At 40.0% G+C, this 17,537-nt stretch carries 16 protein-coding genes and 1 other annotated feature; of the genes, 14 read left to right on the forward strand and 2 right to left on the reverse strand.

What is annotated here, in order from left to right; translation table 11 throughout:
* The first annotated feature begins 548 nt into the window (after positions 1-548).
* From EKQ44_RS00330 to EKQ44_RS00365, 8 genes are all read left to right on the forward strand, one after another.
* Positions 549-1,331 carry a DUF2268 domain-containing putative Zn-dependent protease gene (locus EKQ44_RS00330; RefSeq protein WP_237661537.1) on the forward strand — a complete coding sequence of 261 codons (783 nt, stop codon included), beginning with the start codon at positions 549-551 and terminating at the stop codon, positions 1,329-1,331.
* 428 nt (positions 1,332-1,759) lie between these two features.
* Positions 1,760-2,740, forward strand: a complete 981-nt coding sequence (locus EKQ44_RS00335; protein ID WP_237661538.1) for an ABC transporter ATP-binding protein — start codon at positions 1,760-1,762, stop codon at positions 2,738-2,740.
* Positions 2,740-3,762 carry an ABC transporter ATP-binding protein gene (locus EKQ44_RS00340; protein ID WP_237661539.1) on the forward strand — a complete coding sequence of 341 codons (1,023 nt, stop codon included), beginning with the start codon at positions 2,740-2,742 and terminating at the stop codon, positions 3,760-3,762. Before EKQ44_RS00335 ends, EKQ44_RS00340 begins: the two co-directional genes overlap by 1 nt.
* Before the next feature lie 107 nt (positions 3,763-3,869).
* Positions 3,870-5,561 carry a peptide-binding protein gene (locus tag EKQ44_RS00345; protein ID WP_237661540.1) on the forward strand — a complete coding sequence of 564 codons (1,692 nt, stop codon included), beginning with the start codon at positions 3,870-3,872 and terminating at the stop codon, positions 5,559-5,561.
* Between the two features lie 249 nt (positions 5,562-5,810).
* Positions 5,811-6,761, forward strand: coding sequence for an ABC transporter permease (locus EKQ44_RS00350; protein ID WP_237661541.1), 951 nt, complete (start codon positions 5,811-5,813; stop codon positions 6,759-6,761).
* A 14-nt stretch (positions 6,762-6,775) separates the two neighbouring features.
* Positions 6,776-7,687 carry an oligopeptide ABC transporter permease gene (opp4C, locus tag EKQ44_RS00355; protein ID WP_237661542.1) on the forward strand — a complete coding sequence of 304 codons (912 nt, stop codon included), beginning with the start codon at positions 6,776-6,778 and terminating at the stop codon, positions 7,685-7,687.
* Positions 7,688-7,860: 173 nt separating this feature from the next.
* The gene (locus EKQ44_RS00360) at positions 7,861-8,067 is read left to right on the forward strand and encodes a hypothetical protein (protein WP_331254634.1); all 207 of its coding nucleotides are present in this window, start codon (positions 7,861-7,863) and stop codon (positions 8,065-8,067) included.
* Between the two features lie 99 nt (positions 8,068-8,166).
* Positions 8,167-8,916 carry a YjbA family protein gene (locus EKQ44_RS00365; protein ID WP_237661544.1) on the forward strand — a complete coding sequence of 250 codons (750 nt, stop codon included), beginning with the start codon at positions 8,167-8,169 and terminating at the stop codon, positions 8,914-8,916.
* 283 nt (positions 8,917-9,199) lie between these two features.
* On the opposite strand, the gene trpS is transcribed toward EKQ44_RS00365, so the two are convergent.
* On the reverse strand, positions 9,200-10,189 hold the full coding sequence (gene trpS, locus EKQ44_RS00370; RefSeq protein ID WP_237661545.1) for a tryptophan--tRNA ligase: 990 nt from the start codon (positions 10,187-10,189) through the stop codon (positions 9,200-9,202).
* 291 nt (positions 10,190-10,480) lie between these two features.
* Positions 10,481-10,700: a binding site (T-box leader), on the reverse strand.
* 43 nt (positions 10,701-10,743) lie between these two features.
* Positions 10,744-11,121 (reverse strand): DUF3899 domain-containing protein, encoded by a 378-nt coding sequence (locus EKQ44_RS00375; protein ID WP_237661546.1) that lies wholly within the window; start codon positions 11,119-11,121, stop codon positions 10,744-10,746.
* Between the two features lie 333 nt (positions 11,122-11,454).
* Between EKQ44_RS00375 and EKQ44_RS00380 the strand changes: the two genes are divergently transcribed.
* From EKQ44_RS00380 to EKQ44_RS21365, 6 genes are all read left to right on the forward strand, one after another.
* Positions 11,455-13,146 (forward strand): peptide ABC transporter substrate-binding protein, encoded by a 1,692-nt coding sequence (locus tag EKQ44_RS00380; protein WP_237661547.1) that lies wholly within the window; start codon positions 11,455-11,457, stop codon positions 13,144-13,146.
* 150 nt (positions 13,147-13,296) lie between these two features.
* Entirely contained in the window at positions 13,297-14,226 is a 930-nt protein-coding gene (gene opp3b / locus EKQ44_RS00385) for an oligopeptide ABC transporter permease (protein WP_237661548.1), read from the forward strand.
* Entirely contained in the window at positions 14,226-15,236 is a 1,011-nt protein-coding gene (gene opp3C / locus EKQ44_RS00390; RefSeq protein WP_237661549.1) for an oligopeptide ABC transporter permease, read from the forward strand. Before opp3b ends, opp3C begins: the two co-directional genes overlap by 1 nt.
* Positions 15,237-15,258: 22 nt before the next feature.
* Entirely contained in the window at positions 15,259-16,341 is a 1,083-nt protein-coding gene (locus EKQ44_RS00395; protein ID WP_331254635.1) for an ABC transporter ATP-binding protein, read from the forward strand.
* A complete protein-coding gene (locus EKQ44_RS00400; RefSeq protein WP_237661551.1) occupies positions 16,328-17,272 on the forward strand; it encodes an ABC transporter ATP-binding protein in 945 nt (314 codons plus the stop codon). Before EKQ44_RS00395 ends, EKQ44_RS00400 begins: the two co-directional genes overlap by 14 nt.
* Before the next feature lie 122 nt (positions 17,273-17,394).
* Positions 17,395-17,529 carry a hypothetical protein gene (locus tag EKQ44_RS21365; RefSeq protein ID WP_269151506.1) on the forward strand — a complete coding sequence of 45 codons (135 nt, stop codon included), beginning with the start codon at positions 17,395-17,397 and terminating at the stop codon, positions 17,527-17,529.
* The last annotated feature ends 8 nt before the right edge of the window (positions 17,530-17,537 follow it).

The following is a 17,537-nucleotide window of genomic DNA, read 5'->3' on the forward strand; positions in this document are numbered from 1 at the left end:
TAAAGACAATCTTGGATGAAAAACGGAATGAGATTGTCATTATAGGGTTCATAAAGACAATCTTGGATGAAAAACCGGAATGAGATTGTCATTATAGGGTTCATAAAGACAATCTTGGGTGAAAAACCGGAATGAGATTGTCATTATAGGGTTCATAAAGACAATCTTGGATGAAAAACCGGAATGAGATTGTCATTATAGGGTTCATAAAGACAATCTTGGATGAAAAACCGGGAGCAGATTGTCATTATAGGGTTCTAAAGACTATCTTGGATGAAAAACCGGAATGAGATTGTCATCAAAGGGTTCATAAAGAAAATCTCCTTAAAAAATCATATTGAAAATGAATCCATTCATCAAAAGGTAAAAATCTATCCAAGAAAAGATACTCATAGTACTTCACTCATCAAGCATAAAACACGAATAAAACCCTACCGATATTCTCAATACCCTCACCCCCCTCACCCCAATAACCATTTCTCCACCTCACCAATCCGCCCCCCTCATCATACAATGACATCAAAAAGCAAAGAAAAGGGCTGTAGAACATGAGTATTATTCATACAGATCGATGGTTGGAGGAGGACTATCATCAGCCATTGAACATTTCCAAGAGATTGCTAAAGTACTTTGAAGACGTCACTGCAGCGGAACTTTACGACTATCTCATTATGCATGGAATGTACCGGCCAGTAAGGGATGGAAAAGGGACAGTCGAAAAGTTAAAAACGTTGGATTGTTGGAATATCGTTTTGGCAGAATCAAAGCGTTTAAAGAAGCTTTGGAATGGACCAGACATCCCAATCTTCATCTTCCCTTCGGATAAATACAACAACCAAATCAAAAGGGACTTTAAAGGAAAAGCGGGAGTTGCTTTTAAAGATAAGTTGTTCATGTTCCTCCCAGAGGATATTGATATCAATGAAATGAAAGCATTGTTGACTCATGAATATAACCATATTTGTGTATTGTCCAAAAATAAAAGAAAAGATGACCAATATACCCTCCTTGATTCCGTCATTATAGAGGGGTTAGCGGAGAGTGCCGTAAAAGAACTACTTGGAGTAAAATATACCTCTACATGGACTTCCTACTATACAGATAAAGAGCTTGAAATCTTTTTTAATAAATTCATCATCCCTAATAAAGATGTGAAGAAAAGTGAAAGAGATCACATGAAGCTTCTTTACGGAAAAGGGTTTTATCCCAAGATGCTTGGATATTGTGTAGGTTACTACCTCATCCAAAAAATAATAAAAACGGAAAAAACAAGTTATTCTGTATTGATGTCAAAAAGTCTCACAGAGATAACAAAACTATTAGCCGAATAATTCTTTGAGGAATAGGAGAAAAATAACAAAAAACAAAAAAACTAGCAAAAAAAGCTAGTTTTTTTGTTTTTTTTTGTATATAATCAGTTTTTGTAGAAGATTGTTGCAAGTTCCAATAAAAAAAATATTTAGTTTATTTTCAAAATAAGCTTGAACTTGTAACGGAATTGTAATAATATACAAGCAGACGATAATTATTTTCCGATAATTTAGTTTTTACAGTAAATTTCGGGTAAAATGACAGAAAATTTTGTAATAATTAGCATGGAAAATCTATAAAAGCAAGATTTCAATAGATTAATAGCTAGTAGTTATATAAATTTGTAATATAAAGGTTAAGATTAAATTAAATTATTTCAATCTTTACATTACATTTTTAGACATCATACAGACCATGCATCGAAAGAAAAAAGGATGGTGAAGGCTAAATGTCAGCTTTATTAGAAGTGAGAAACCTAAAAACTCACTTTTTTAGAAAAAAGCAAGCTATTCCAGCAGTAGATGGTGTAGATATCTCTATTAAAAAAGGGGAAACTGTAGCACTTGTTGGAGAATCAGGATCTGGTAAATCCATTACTTCCCTATCGATCATGGGGCTTGTACCCAGCCCAGGCGGGAAGATCGTTGATGGGGAAATCCTATTTGACGGTCAGGATCTTGTGAAACTGACAGAAAACCAATTATGTAAAGTTCGTGGAAATGATATATCAATGATCTTCCAAGAGCCGATGACTTCATTGAACCCGGTACTGACAATAGGGGAACAGATTACGGAAGTTCTGATCCTTCACCAAAAAATGACCAAGACAGCAGCCACTAAAAAAGCAATTGAAATGTTGGAGGTTGTAGGGTTCTCAAGAGCAGCGGAAATCGTAAATGACTATCCTCACCGTCTATCTGGCGGGATGAGACAAAGGGTAATGATTGCGATGGCGATGAGCTGTAATCCGAAGCTATTGATTGCGGATGAGCCGACCACTGCGTTGGATGTTACCATCCAAGCACAAATATTGGATCTGATGAAAGATTTAAGTCATAAATTTGACACTTCCATACTATTAATTACTCATGATTTAGGGGTTGTATCAGAAGTAGCAGATAGAGTAGTAGTTATGTATTGTGGCCAGGTAGTGGAAGAGGCATCGGTGGACGATTTATTCGAAGAACCGATGCATCCATATACTTTAGGATTGATGGGGTCCATCCCTGACATAGATGGAGATATTGGCCGTCTTCAATCCATTGAAGGAAATGTACCACCACCGACAAACTTGCCTCAGGGCTGCAGATTTGCCCCACGTTGTCCGAAAGCATTCGACCGTTGCCGAAGCGAGATTCCCGAACTAATCAACCAAGGTGGAAACCGCTCCGTTCGATGCTTCTTATACGAAGGCGAGGAGGGGAAATAATGACAGCAACTGAGATCAAGACAGAAAAATCAATAATAGAAACGAATCCAGATAATATCCTCGAGGTACGCGGATTAAAAAAGTATTTCCCAATCAAAGCCGGGTTGCTTCAAAGGCATGTAGGTAATGTAAAAGCGGTAGATGACCTGAACTTCTATATAAAAAAAGGGGAAACCCTTGGACTTGTAGGAGAGTCGGGGTGTGGTAAATCAACCACAGGGCGTACGATTATCCGATTATATGAGCCAACTGAAGGGAACATCATCTTCAAGGGCCGGGACATTGCCACGATGGGGGAAGGAGAACTTAGAAAGACCGTCCGTAAAGACATACAGATGGTATTCCAAGACCCTTTCGCTACATTGAACCCAAGAAAAACATTAAGGTCCATCCTGAAGGAGCCATATAACACCCATAACATGTTCACCAAAAAAGAACGTGAGGAAAAGGTGCAGGAGCTACTTGCAAAAGTTGGATTGGATCCGAGTTTCATCAATCGCTACCCACATGAATTTTCTGGCGGTCAGCGTCAGCGTATCGGAATTGCAAGGGCATTGGCGCTTAATCCTGAAATGATCATTGCCGATGAAGCTGTATCAGCCTTGGATGTATCCATACAAGCCCAAATCATTAACTTAATGCAAGACCTACAACGTGAAATGGGACTATCTTATATCTTTATTTCACATGACTTAAGCGTTGTACGTCATATTAGTGACAGAGTCGGTGTAATGTATCTTGGACGCATGATGGAGCTGGCTACGAAGCATGACCTGTATGACGAGCCACTTCATCCATATACACAGGCATTACTGTCGGCTGTACCTTCCACTCGCCGCAAGGGGCAAGTGAAGAGAGAGCGTATCGTATTGAAAGGTGAACTGCCAAGTCCGGCTAACCCACCAACAGGATGCGTGTTCCATACTAGATGTCCTGCAGCAATGGATGTCTGCAAGCAGATTGTTCCACAATTCAAAGAGGTTAAACCAGATCATTTTGTTGCTTGTCACCTATATGAATAGGTGGCAAGTACATAAAATATATACCCTTTGAAAGGGGGAGATAATCCAAAATCAACTTTCTTTACCTTTCATTTTCAGAACATTAAAAAATTTTAGGGGGAGTAAACGTGAAACAAAAATCATTACTACTTATCGTTTTAACGTTGGTTTTGTCTTTGTTCCTAGCTGCTTGTAGCGGATCAAACACAGGAACAACACCAAACAACAGCAACAATGAAACAAACGAAACAAACACTGGCAACAACGGTGAAGAAACTGATGAAGAAGAAGCTACAACTGGTGAGCCGGTTCAAGGTGGAGACCTAGTATTAGGTTCTACTGGTAGCCCAACAATGTTCAACCCGCTTTACTCTGCAGATACTGCAAGTTCTGCAATCGAAGGTTTCATTTTTGACGGATTATTAACAAGTGATACTTCTTTCGAAACTCAATTAAACATGGCTGAGAGCTGGGATATCTCTGACGATGATCTAGTTCACACATTGAAAATTAAAGAAGGAATCAAGTTCCACGATGGTGAAACTTTAGATGCTGATGACGTTGTCTTCACATTAAGCATTCCTTTAAGCGAAGACTATGATGGTCCTCGTGCAGGTTATTTCGAGAAAATCGAAAAAGTTGAAAAAATCGATGATTTAACTGTACAAGTTACACTTAATGCTGTAGATCCAAAAATCCACATCGCATTAGGGTACCCTATCCTTCCTGAGCACATCTTAGGTGAGGTTGCGATCGCTGACCTTGGTGAGTACACTGAGTTCAACACGAAAAACCCAATTGGAGCTGGTCCTTTCAAGTTTGAAAAATGGGAAGATGGTCAATACGTACGCGTAGTTGCAAACGATGACTATTGGGATGGCCGTCCATACTTAGATTCTTTAACTTACCGCATTATTCCTGATGCAGATGCTTTAATGACTGCATTAGCTGCTGGAGATGTACACTACTACACTGTTCCTGCTTCTGATATTGCAACTGCAAAAGAGTGGGAAGCTAATGGTCAATTAAAAATCGAATCTGGTTTAGCATTATCTTACTCTTACCTTGGGTACAACCTACGTAACCCACTATTTGAAGACAAAACAGTACGTCAAGCTTTAACTCACGCTCTTGATCGTGAACTTATCGTTGAGTCTGTAATGGATGGAGACGGTGAAGTTGCAGATGTTCCTGAATCTCCACTTAGCTGGGCTTATGACGAAGATGTTCCACGTTTTGAGTACGATGTAGAAAAAGCTAAAGCAATGCTTGAAGAAGCTGGATGGACTCCAGGTGCTGACGGTACGCTTGAAAAAGATGGACAAAAATTTGAATTTACTTTAAAAACGAACCAAGGTAACAAAGTTCGTGAAGATATCGCTGTAGTAGTTCAAGAGCAGTTCGCTGAGCTTGGAATCAAAGTTACTCCAGAAATCATGGAATGGTCTGCATTCTTGGCTGACGTTGATCCTCCAGCATGGAACTTCGACGCTATCATCCTAGGATGGGCACTATCTACAGATCCAGATCCAAGTGGAATCTTCCACTCTAAAGAAATCGCAGAAGGTTTGAACTTTGTTGGTTGGTCTAACGAGGAAGCTGATAAGCTAATGGACGAAGCTAACCTGACAATGGATCAAGACGAGCGTGCTGAGAAAATCCAAGCAATCAACAGAATCATTGCTGAAGAGCAACCATATACTTTCTTGTACTATCCAAATGCACACCGTGCAATGCCTACTAACCTAGAAGGCTTTGAGTTCCACGCACGTGCAGAGCACTACAACATCCACAAATGGTGGTTAAGCGAAAATAACTAATTTAACCCCCGTAAAAAGGTAAAAGAAGAGGGGAGGGGATATTCCCCTTCCTTCTTTTTTACTGAAATGAATGACCCTTGACACTTTTTTCATTGGTATAGAAAGAATGCAAATGTGTTGGACTAGCCATTCTTTCGCTAAATTTGACCACATTACTGTGTGACGTCGCGAAAATGCACAGTATTAAAATAAACCATTCACGTTTACTTATTACCTTCCTAAAGTAAAGACAGAAAAGGAGAATCAGCTATGATCTCATATATCATCCGCCGTTGCTTAATGGCGATTCCCCTATTATTCGGTATTACAGTATTATCCTTTGCCATCATACAGATGGCACCAGGTGGTCCTACTTCACTAATGATGGATCCGAATATTAGTAAAGAAGCAATGAAGAAATTTGAAGAGCGATATGGGTTAAACGACCCTGTCCATGTTCAGTATTATAAATGGGTTAGTAATATGGCTAAAGGAGACTTTGGAGAATCCTTGATCCGCCGTGGGGTACCGGTAAGTGAGATGATCATGAACCGTTTGCCAAACACGTTGTTATTAATGATTGTATCATCCATATTAGCAATTATCGTCGCCGTACCTTTTGGGGTCATATCGGCCCGGAAGCAGTACAGTTTGACAGATTATACGGTTACCGTCACATCCTTCTTAGGACTCGCAACACCTAACTTCTGGATCGGTCTTGTATTAATCATGGTTTTTGCTGTACAGCTGCAGTGGTTCCCTACAGGTGGAGTTTCGACTTTGAATGCCGACTTCAGTATTCTTGATAGGATCCATCATCTAGTATTACCAGCATTTGTATTGGCAACAGCCGATATGGCTGGACTAACAAGATATACCCGCTCTAGTATGCTTGAAGTGTTAAAACAAGACTATATGCGTACAGCAAGAGCAAAAGGATTAAAAGAAAGAAAAGTAACGTATAAACATGGCTTAAGAAATGGATTAATTCCTGTAATCACTATCTTTGGATTAATGTTACCCGGTTTCATTGGGGGATCGGTTATTGTTGAAAGAATTTTTGCTTGGCCAGGAATTGGATTATTATTTATTGAGTCCGCATTCCAGCGTGACTATCCAGTTATCATGGCACTAACTGTAATCTCAGCGGTCTTTGTAGTTATCGGAAACTTGGTTGCCGATATACTTTATGCAATCTTTGACCCGAGAATTGAGTACTAAAAGGGGGAACATCGATGCAAACTCAACCATCAACTCAACCAAACAATCAATCGTTAAACCCCAATGTTAAGAAAAACCCTGATACATTAACAAAAATCACGATTAACAAATTCATGAAGAACAAATTAGCAGTAATAGGGGCTGTAATGCTTTTTATCATTATCACCCTAGCATTATTGGCACCATGGATCACCCAATTCGAACCACAAAAACAAAGTTTGTTGAATAAGTTACAATCTCCAGGTGGCGAACATTGGCTTGGAACTGACCGTTTCGGTCGAGATGTATTTTCCCGTATTCTGTTTGGAGCAAGGATTTCCCTTCTTGTAGGATTTGCTTCTGTAGCAGGTTCCATTACCATTGGGACAGTCATTGGGGCTGTAGCAGGATATTTTGGTGGGAAAGTTGATGCGGTACTGATGCGTATCGTAGATGTCATCATTTCCATTCCGACTATTTTCTTGCTTATCACGTTGGTAACCATCTTCCAACCAGGAGTGGACAAGCTGATCTTAATTTTCGCTTTAACCGGTTGGACATTTACTGCCCGTCTTGTACGTGGTGAATTCTTATCTCTTCGTTCCCGTGAATTCGTTCTTGCATCAAAGACCATTGGAACGAGAAGCCATACGATTATTTTCTCTCACATTCTACCGAATGCAATGGGACCAATTATCGTATCTGCTACATTAGGGGTGGGTGGGGTAATCCTCGCTGAATCCGCCTTGAGTTATCTTGGATTAGGGATTCAACCTCCTACACCAAGTTGGGGGAATATGCTTCAGGATGCTCAGAACTTTACCATCATGTTGAAGCACTGGTGGTACCCGTTATTTCCTGGATTAATGATTTTAATAACAGTGTTGAGTTTCAACTTTGTTGGAGACGGACTACGTGATGCACTTGATCCAAAGACACTAGATTAGAAAAGCTGAGAGCCGATCTCGGCTTTTCTTTTTGCCTATTTTTAATGGAACTTGTCATTTTTTTAGAGACGAGTCATAAAGTAATAGTAATAGAATGGACAAGGGGATAATAGTATGTGCATAATCAGGATTTATTTTGTGAGTGATGGCTGATGATAAGAGGTTTTCTTTTTTTGACAGGCTTTGGAATTTCAGTTGCTGGGGGTATAAGTACGATTGCCTACTTGAATCTTTTTGCAACAGGATTGAGTATGATAGAGGTTATGACATTTCTAGTTTCAAGACCTGAATGTTACCTTTTACCAATTGGAATATTGCTTATTGCCGGCAGTATCTATTTATCTGGGAACCAAGAACCGACTTTTCGCGACGAAGATTAGTCATTAGGAAAATTTATTGGTTCTAATGGAATATTTTTGCACTTCACTGTTCATACTGTTGGATAAATAAAAGAGTAGATGTGAAGTGAGGGGTATGATATGTTATATCTTCATGACGTATGGGTAAATTGGTTTGAAGGAGAAGAAAACGGTTATAATGTTTGTCATTTTCATGAGTGGAGAAAAGATGATAGCGTAGAGCTATTGGATCAAGTACCGCTATTGAAAGTGGATTCAGTCCTGTTCAACTACATTGAAAACGACCTCCAAGAGCTGCCTCCATCTTTGCTGGAAGACATATTTCAAAAAAGCTATATTCGAAAAAACCATGAAAGAATTCAGTTGGATTACTGTTTTGTCGTAACAGATGGACAAGGTATCCTTGCAGTGGACACCATTGGGTACAATATTCCAATCCGAAAAAGCAGGCTCATTCCAAGGCAGGAACATCTAGTATATGATATGGTAGAAACTCATGATGTTGAGAAGTATTCATTCTCACCAACCAGCAAAACACAAAAAGACTACCATATATTATCCCCATCTCCAGAGATCATGCACGGTTTAACGAGAAAAGAAAGACAATTGAAACAGCTTCTATTCATGGCAATGGACCAACTAAGATCAACCTGCAATGTTGCCCAAATAAGATATTGGTATACGGAATGGAATCCGATTCATTACAGAGAAATACAATCCATGAGTTTCGAAGAAGTGTGGTCTCAATTGATTGAGGAAATAAGAGATGGATGGTCGGAGAAACATCAGAACTTCTGTGAGCATTTGGTGAAAGGTCAACCGTTTTTTGAAAAGCTATGGGAATTGGAGCAACATCCAAAAGTCAATTAGAATATTTCCTAGAGAAATAATGAAAAGCTGTCAGATTTTATGAATTTGACAGCTTTTTTTATATTAGAATATTTAAGGAACTACGTTTGCAGTTGATCTCCGTTGCAGGCGCTTCGCTTTCCGCGGCTGGTCCGGGAGCCTCCTCACAACGCTTGGGGGTCTCCCCTGTCCCTTCCTCCCGCAGGAGTCTTTGCGCCTTCCACCGATCAACATGATTTCTATTTTTTTGATAATTGCTATAAAAAGGCTGTCAGATATTAGGATCTGACAGCTTCTTTTGTGGTTACCGGCGTTTGCGGCCAAGTCCCATTGCGTTTTCTATTTTCTTTAAAGTTTTTGTGGCCACACGATTTGCGCGTTCAGCACCTTCATCTAAAATAGCGTCGAGTTTATCCGAATCAATTAAATCATGATATTTGGTTTGGATTGGTTCTAGGGCTTCTACAACCACTTGAGCAAGGTCGCCTTTGAAATCTCCATAACCTTTTCCTTCGTACTGATTTTCCAATTCTTGTATCGTTTTGTTTGCTAAGATGGAATAAATGGAAAGAAGGTTAGAAACACCGGGTTTGTTCTCCTTATCAAACTTAACAATCCCCTCAGAGTCAGTAACCGCACTTTTAATTTTCTTTTCCAATTGTTTTGGTGTATCCAACAAAGAGATAAAGGACTTCTGATTTGGATCAGACTTGCTCATTTTTTTTGTTGGTTCACTTAATGACATGATTCTAGCGCCGACTTTCGCAATTTTCACTTCCGGTACAGTCAGGATGTCGCGGTATTTCTTGTTGAATCGATCGGCAAGGTCCCTTGTCAATTCCAAGTGTTGCTTTTGGTCTTCACCGACAGGAACAACATCGGTATTATATAAGAGGATATCCGCTGCCATCAGTGGAGGGTATGTCAATAAACCAGCAGTTACAGCTTCCTTCCCTGTGGATTTATCTTTAAATTGTGTCATCCTTTCCAATTCCCCGATATATGCCACACATTGCATCATCCATCCGAGTTGCGCATGTGCCGGTACTTCAGATTGGATAAAAAGGGTAGCCTTTTCTGGGTCCAAACCGATCGCCAAGTATAAAGCGGCAAGCTTACGGATATTTTTTCGAAGTTCCTGTGGATCCTGCTGAACGGTGATGGCGTGTTGATCGACAATACAAAAGTAACTGTTGTAATCATTTTGCAACTCGACAAATTGCTTCATTGCCCCGATGTAATTTCCAAGTGTGACATTGCCGCTTGGTTGAATTCCTGAGAAAATAGTTTTCATATTAGTTCTCCTTTTAACTTATTCTTGCTTGGGTAACCTCCCGGTTGTTTTCCGTTTCAGGTGTTCGCTTTCCGCGGGGCGATGCTTGAGCCTGCTCACTTCGTTGCGGGGTCTCAACCTACCGCTACCTCCCGCAGGACAAGGAAAGCTCCGACAGCAATTCTTCGCACGAAGAAAATACATGAGCATTTTCGAGGAGTCTCACACCTTACACTCCAAAACCACCGGTTGAAACCAAAGCTAGTATGAAATCACGTTTGATAAAATACAAAAAGGCCCATTCATCCCTGAAAAAGGGACGAATGGACCGTGGTACCACCCTTATTATTTCATACAAAATATTGCAGAAATCACTTAACCTTGTAACGTAAGGATACGTCACAGCCTACTGATGTACGGTTCAGCCGTGAAGCTCAGAAGTCCATTCCTAAACGATAGCTGTTTGTTCCCACCAACCACAAACTCTCTATAAACTAAACTGTTTAGTACTACTCTTCATCATTGCTTGTAAATTAATAAATATTCTCCTATTATAGCCAATTATTTGGGAAATATCAACTATTGTAAAAAATAAAAAGGGATACCAGCATACATAGAAATAACAATACAGATGCGAAGAGCATCGGTTGGATAGAAAGTGGCTGGAGTAACTCCGATGGTGGTCTCATTTCATTTCTAATATCATCTTCCAGTTGTTTATCAGGCTGACTTGAAGCAAAGATTCTACGGAAGCTGTATGTAATTCCGTCGAAGAACCCTCTTTTTGTAACTGTTGTCAGCAATGATAGGAATAAAAGGATACTGGAAATAGTAAAAGAAGTATTGATGAAAGCCAGCAAATCAATAGCTTCATAATAGTAATAGCCCGCTATAAGCGTTATACCTAACAGTACGAAGAAAAATATTATGGAAACTTTATAAGAATTTTTCATAGTTCCTCCTATAAAACAAAAGACTCTAAAATGTATTGTAATGAAATGAATAGAATAAGACAAATTTAAAGAAACTATAAAGGTCATTGATTACATAATTACTGTGTAAAATAATTGCAATCATTGTAAATGAATTGTAATAAAAGGATAAAAACCTTTAATTATTTTATAGGTATTTAGAACTATTTTTGTAATGAGTTTTCTTGAAATAACAGTATTTTGTAAAATTGACGTTAAATTTATGAATGCACAATGTTTAGAAAACTTGTATAATAAAAATCGTTACCTCGAAAACAAACAATTTTCGACATATTTTTTTAGGGGGTTAAGCAAATGAAAAAGTCAAAATATTTACTTCTTTTAGCGCTTACACTTGTACTTAGTGCATTTCTAGCTGCATGTGGCGGTGGAAATCAAGGAGCGCAAAACAATAGCGGACAAGGGGATGAACTTCCTGCAGGTGAGGGAGAACCAACAGGTCCACAAGTACTTAATGTAGTTGATTCTGCTGAGATCCCAACGATGGATTCTGTCCAAGGTACAGATGCAGTAGCGTTCAACGTTATGAACAACGTTTTTGAAGGTCTTTACAGACTTGGAGAAAATGACGAAGTAGTAGAAGGTGTTGCGAAAAGTCATGAAGTATCTGAAGACGGTCTAACGTACACTTTTACATTACGTGAAGATTCCGTTTGGTCCAATGGCGACCCTGTAACGGCAAACGATTTCGTTTTTGCTTGGCAGCGTGCTGTAGATCCGAATTCCGGTTCTGAGTATGGTCCTTATATGATGAATGGTAAAATTAAAAATGCTACACAAGTTTCTGCAGGTGAATTACCACTTGAAGAACTTGGTGTAAAAGCACTTGATGAGTTTACTCTTGAGGTAACACTTGAGCAACCAGTTGCTTATTTCGAATCTTTAATGACATTCCCTACGTTCTTCCCACAAAACCAAAAGTTTTATGAAGAACAAGGTGACAAATATGCACTTGAAGCAGACACTTTAATCTACAACGGTCCTTTCACATTAGACAGCTGGGAGCATGAAGTAGGCTGGACAATGAAGAAGAATGAAGATTATTGGGATGCTGAAACTGTAAAATTAGATGAAGTCAATGTAAAAGTTGTTAAAGAAGTATCTACTGGTGTTAACTTATACACTGCACAACAAATTGATATTTCTCCTGGTTTAACTTCTGATTTTGTAACCCAGTACCAAGATAACAAAGATTTGATTTCTTACCTAGAGCCAACTATTTTCTGGTTTAAATTTAACCAAACAAAGAATGAAGCATTGGCAAATGTTAATATCCGTAAAGCGATTTCCATGGGCTTCAATAAGCAAGACATGGCTGATTATGTACTGAACAACGGTTCGATTCCGGCAAACTATTCTGTACCAGTTGAATTTGTTCAACACCCTGAAACGGGAGAAGACTTCCGTGAGAAAAACGGCGATTTCAATGAATTCGACGCTGAAAAAGCAAAAGAGCATTGGGAAAAAGGTTTAGAAGAATTGGGTACGGACGCTGTTACAATTGAAATCCTTGGTGGAGACACTGAAACAGCTAAAACTATGCAAGAATATCTTCAAAACCAATTGCAAGAAAATCTTCCTGGTTTAACAATCAAGTTGAAAGAAGTACCATTTGCACAACGTTTAGATTTAGATTCTGCAATGGATTATGACATGCAGCTTGCAGGATGGGGTCCTGACTATCTAGATGCGATCTCTTTCTCTAACCTTTGGATTACTGATGGTGGAAACAACAAGATGGGTTACTCTAACGAAGAGTACGATAAGTTGTTGAATGACGTAATGACTACGTATGCGAATGATCCTGCAAAACGTTTTGAAGCGATGCAAGAAGCAGAAAGAATTCTTCTTGAAGAAGATGCAGCAATTGCACCGATCTACCAACGTGGTACAACAAGACTTTGGCAGCCATATGTACAAAACGTGTATCGTCACAACTTTGGTCCAGATTTCAGCTACAAATGGGCTTATATCAGCGGTAAATAATATTATATCAGTATAAAAATAATTCTTTTAAATTGTAGAGAAAGAGAGTATATTTGAAACATATACTCTCTTTTTCCCTGTAAGGAAATTGTCGAATTTTAGGGAAAATTTAAAACAATTCGACGCATTATTTTTCTAGGAGGTGCCACAATGACAAAGTATTTGTTGCAACGTATCTTTTATATGTTTATCACCTTGTTCTTAATTGCATCATTTACATTCTTCCTGATGAAAATGATGCCAGGTTCACCATTTACGATGCAAGATAAACTGTCGGATGCACAGAAAATTATACTAAATGAAAAGTATGGGCTTAATGATCCTGTACCAGTACAATATGCAAAATACATCATGAGCCTAGCACAAGGTGATCTTGGGATCTCGTTCCAATATGACAACCGAAGTGTTACAAGCTTGATTATGCAACGTATCGGTCCGTCGGCTCAACTTGGATTCCAAGCGATGTTCTTCGGGACGATAATTGGAATATTCTTAGGTGTTATTGCCGCATTAAGGCAAAACACTTGGGTGGACTATGGTTCAACAATCATGGCAGTACTTGGTAAATCCATTCCTTCCTTTGTTTTCGCAGGATTATTACAATATTGGGTCGGGGTAAAACTAGGCTGGTTCCCTGTAGCTTTTTGGTCAGGATGGGAATTCACAGTTTTGCCAACGATTGCACTAGCAATGTTCCCAATAGCCATTGCTGCACGCTTTATGCGAACAGAGATGATTGAAGTATTGGGGTCGGACTATATTACTTTGGCACGTGCAAAGGGTGCTTCCAACTATGATATCGCGGTGAAACATGCATTACGAAATGCGTTGATTCCAGTAGTAACGGTACTTGGACCGTTGGCTGTAAGTTTGATGACAGGAACACTTGTAATTGAAAAAATCTTCTCTATCCCAGGCCTTGGAGAACAGTTTGTGCGTTCCATTACTACAAACGACTATCCAGTAATCATGGGAACGACATTGTTCTTTGCGGCTTTATTCATTGTCATCGTTCTTGTAGTTGATATTCTTTATGGAATTATCGACCCGCGTATTCGCTTGGCAGGAGGTAAGAAATAATGAATAACAACAACTTTGATAAACTGCCAAAGGAATTATTTCAACCGGCGGTGCAAGATCCAAATAAGAGTGAGAAAATTGCAAAACCAAGTTTGACTTATTGGCAAACAGCATGGTTACGCATCAAGAAAAATAAAGCGGCGATCGCTGGTTCTATTGTATTGATTGTTATTGCATTTTTAGCTATCTTTGGTCCATTCATGAACGACCACGGATTCAATAGTCAGAATGTAACGCAGGGAAATCTTCCTCCTAAAGTTCCTGGTATCGAGAAACTAGGTATCATGGATGGAACTAGAAATGGTGTGGACGTTTACGACCAACGGGGAGTGACGGATTATTATTGGTTCGGTACAGACAGCCTTGGACGTGATTTATGGACACGTGTCTGGACAGGTACACGAATCTCCTTATATATTGCATTACTCGCTGCATTCATTGATATGGTAATCGGTGTAGCCTATGGTGGTATTTCCGGATTTTATGGAGGACGTACCGATAACATCATGCAACGTATCATCGAGGTATTGGTTGGTATCCCTAACTTGGTAATTGTAATCCTGATGATTCTCGTGCTAGAACCGGGAATAATTGCCATCACCATTGCCTTGACCATAACCGGGTGGGTCGGAATGGCCAGGGTCGTCCGTGGACAGGTTCTTAAGCTCAAAAGCCAGGAATATGTCCTCGCATCCAAGACACTTGGTTCGACCAACAACCGAATTATATCGAAACATTTATTGCCAAACGTGGTCGGGGTCGTCATCATCAATACAATGTTCACGATTCCAAGTGCCATTTTCTTCGAAGCATTCTTAAGCTTCATTGGACTGGGATTGAAGCCTCCGATGGCATCACTAGGTACGTTAATAGATGATGGATTTAAATCCTTGCAGATCTTCCCGCACATCATGGTATTCCCAGCGATTATCATCAGTTTGTTGATGATTGCATTTAACCTTGTAGCGGACGGATTCCGTGATGCATTAGATCCTAAAATGAAAGACTAGTTATAAAGGCAGGTGAATGACAGTGGAAAAAATTCTTGAAGTCAAAAACTTACATGTTTCTTTTGATACATTTGGTGGTGAAGTGAAAGCCATCCGTGGAGTGGACTTTGATTTGAAAAAAGGGGAAACCCTTGCAATCGTAGGGGAGTCCGGTTCTGGTAAGTCTGTTACGACAAAGACGGTAATGCGCTTATTACCGAAAAATAACTCCAACATCAAGCAAGGGGAAATCCTTTTTGATGGAAAAGACCTAACCAAGTTAACGGAAAAGCAAATGCAGGGCATCCGAGGTAAGGACATTGCGATGATCTTCCAAGATCCAATGACATCTTTGAACCCAACTATGACTGTTGGTAAACAGATCATGGAAGGAATCATCAAACATCAAAAACTGAGCAAGGGCGCCGCTGCAGAAAAGGCCATTGACTTGCTTCGCCTTGTGGGAATTCCAATGCCGGAAGAGCGTTTTAAACAATACCCGCACCAATTCTCAGGTGGTATGAGACAAAGGGTTGTTATTGCCATCTCTCTTGCTTGTAATCCGAAGGTATTGATTGCCGATGAGCCAACGACAGCACTTGACGTAACGATACAGGCGCAAATACTTGATCTGATGAAGGATCTTCAAAAGAAAATTGATACGTCTATTATCTTTATTACACATGACCTTGGGGTTGTAGCAAATGTAGCAGATCGGGTAGCGGTTATGTATGGCGGACAAATCATTGAGACTGGTACGGTGGATGAAATTTTCTACGACCCACGTCATCCATACACATGGGGATTACTAAGTTCCATGCCAGATCTTGAGCTTGGGGACGAAGTTGAATTATATGCCATTCCTGGTTCTCCTCCGGATTTATCCGATCCGCCGAAAGGGGATGCATTTGCGGCACGTAATGAATTTGCGATGCAGATTGATTTGGAGATGGAACCGCCAATGTTCCAAATTTCCAAAACTCACTTTGCAAAAACATGGTTGTTACATGAAGATGCACCTGCTGTAGAGCCTCCATTGGCAGTACAGAAGCGTCGTCGCGAAATGCCACAAAACTTCGAAAAGCCTGTTATGGTAAAGGAAGGTGAAAACAATGGCAACGGCTGAAAAGCTATTGGAAATTCGTAACCTTAAACAATATTTTAACGAAGGAAAACCGAATATGGTTAAGGCTGTAGATGGATTGAACTTCGATATTTATCGCGGTGAAACACTTGGTCTAGTTGGAGAGTCTGGATGTGGAAAGTCCACCACAGGGCGCACCATCATCCGACTTTATGATGCGACCGATGGTGAGGTTCTTTTTGAAGGTGAAAATGTACATGGCAAGAAATCCAAAAAAGAACTTTTAAAATTCAACCGTAAGATGCAAATGATCTTCCAAGATCCATCTGCTTCATTGAATCCACGTATGACAGTTGCCGACTGCATCGCAGAAGGAATCGACATCCATGGACTTGCGAAGTCGAAGAAAGAACGTCTGGCACGCGTGCACGAATTGCTCGAGACTGTTGGATTGAATAAAGAGCACGCAAACCGCTATCCGCACGAATTTAGTGGTGGTCAGCGTCAACGTATCGGTATTGCACGTGCACTTGCTGTGGAACCTGACTTCATCATTGCCGATGAACCAATCTCCGCATTGGACGTTTCTATTCAGGCACAGGTTGTTAACTTGATGAAAAAACTTCAAAAGGAAAAAGGGCTGACGTATTTGTTCATTGCCCATGATCTTTCCATGGTAAAATACATCTCCGACCGCATCGGGGTAATGTATTTCGGAAAAATTGTTGAGCTTGCAGACAGTGACGAGCTATACAATAATCCGATTCATCCTTATACAAAATCATTGCTATCCGCTATCCCGCAACCGGATCCAGATTCCGAACGCTCCCGCAAGCGTTTTGCGTACGATCCAGCATCACATGGCTATGCCAAAGATGAGAACTTAGAGTTGCGTGAAGTGAAGCCTGGACACTTTGTTTTGTGTTCAGAAGCGGAGTATAAGAAATACCAAGCAGAATATGCTGGTAAGTAATAGCTTAGGCTATAATGGACCGATCCTCATAAATGTGTGGGGGTCGTTTTTTTGTGTAAAAGCTTTTAGAGTACATAATATAGCCTCAGAAAGAAAGTAGGCCTCAAAGGATGAAGACCTCTGTGACGCGGAAAATGAGCGGGGGAGGTCCTCATGGAAGGGATGAAGACCTCTTTTACGTGGAAGAAGAAAAACGGGTCTTCATTGAAGATGACAGGGCCACTCAAAAATGGGATATTTTAAATAAGCCCTGGTAAAGGGCAAA

Source organism: Sutcliffiella horikoshii, from assembly GCF_021991925.1.
Classification (GTDB): domain Bacteria; phylum Bacillota; class Bacilli; order Bacillales; family Bacillaceae_I; genus Sutcliffiella_A; species Sutcliffiella_A horikoshii_F.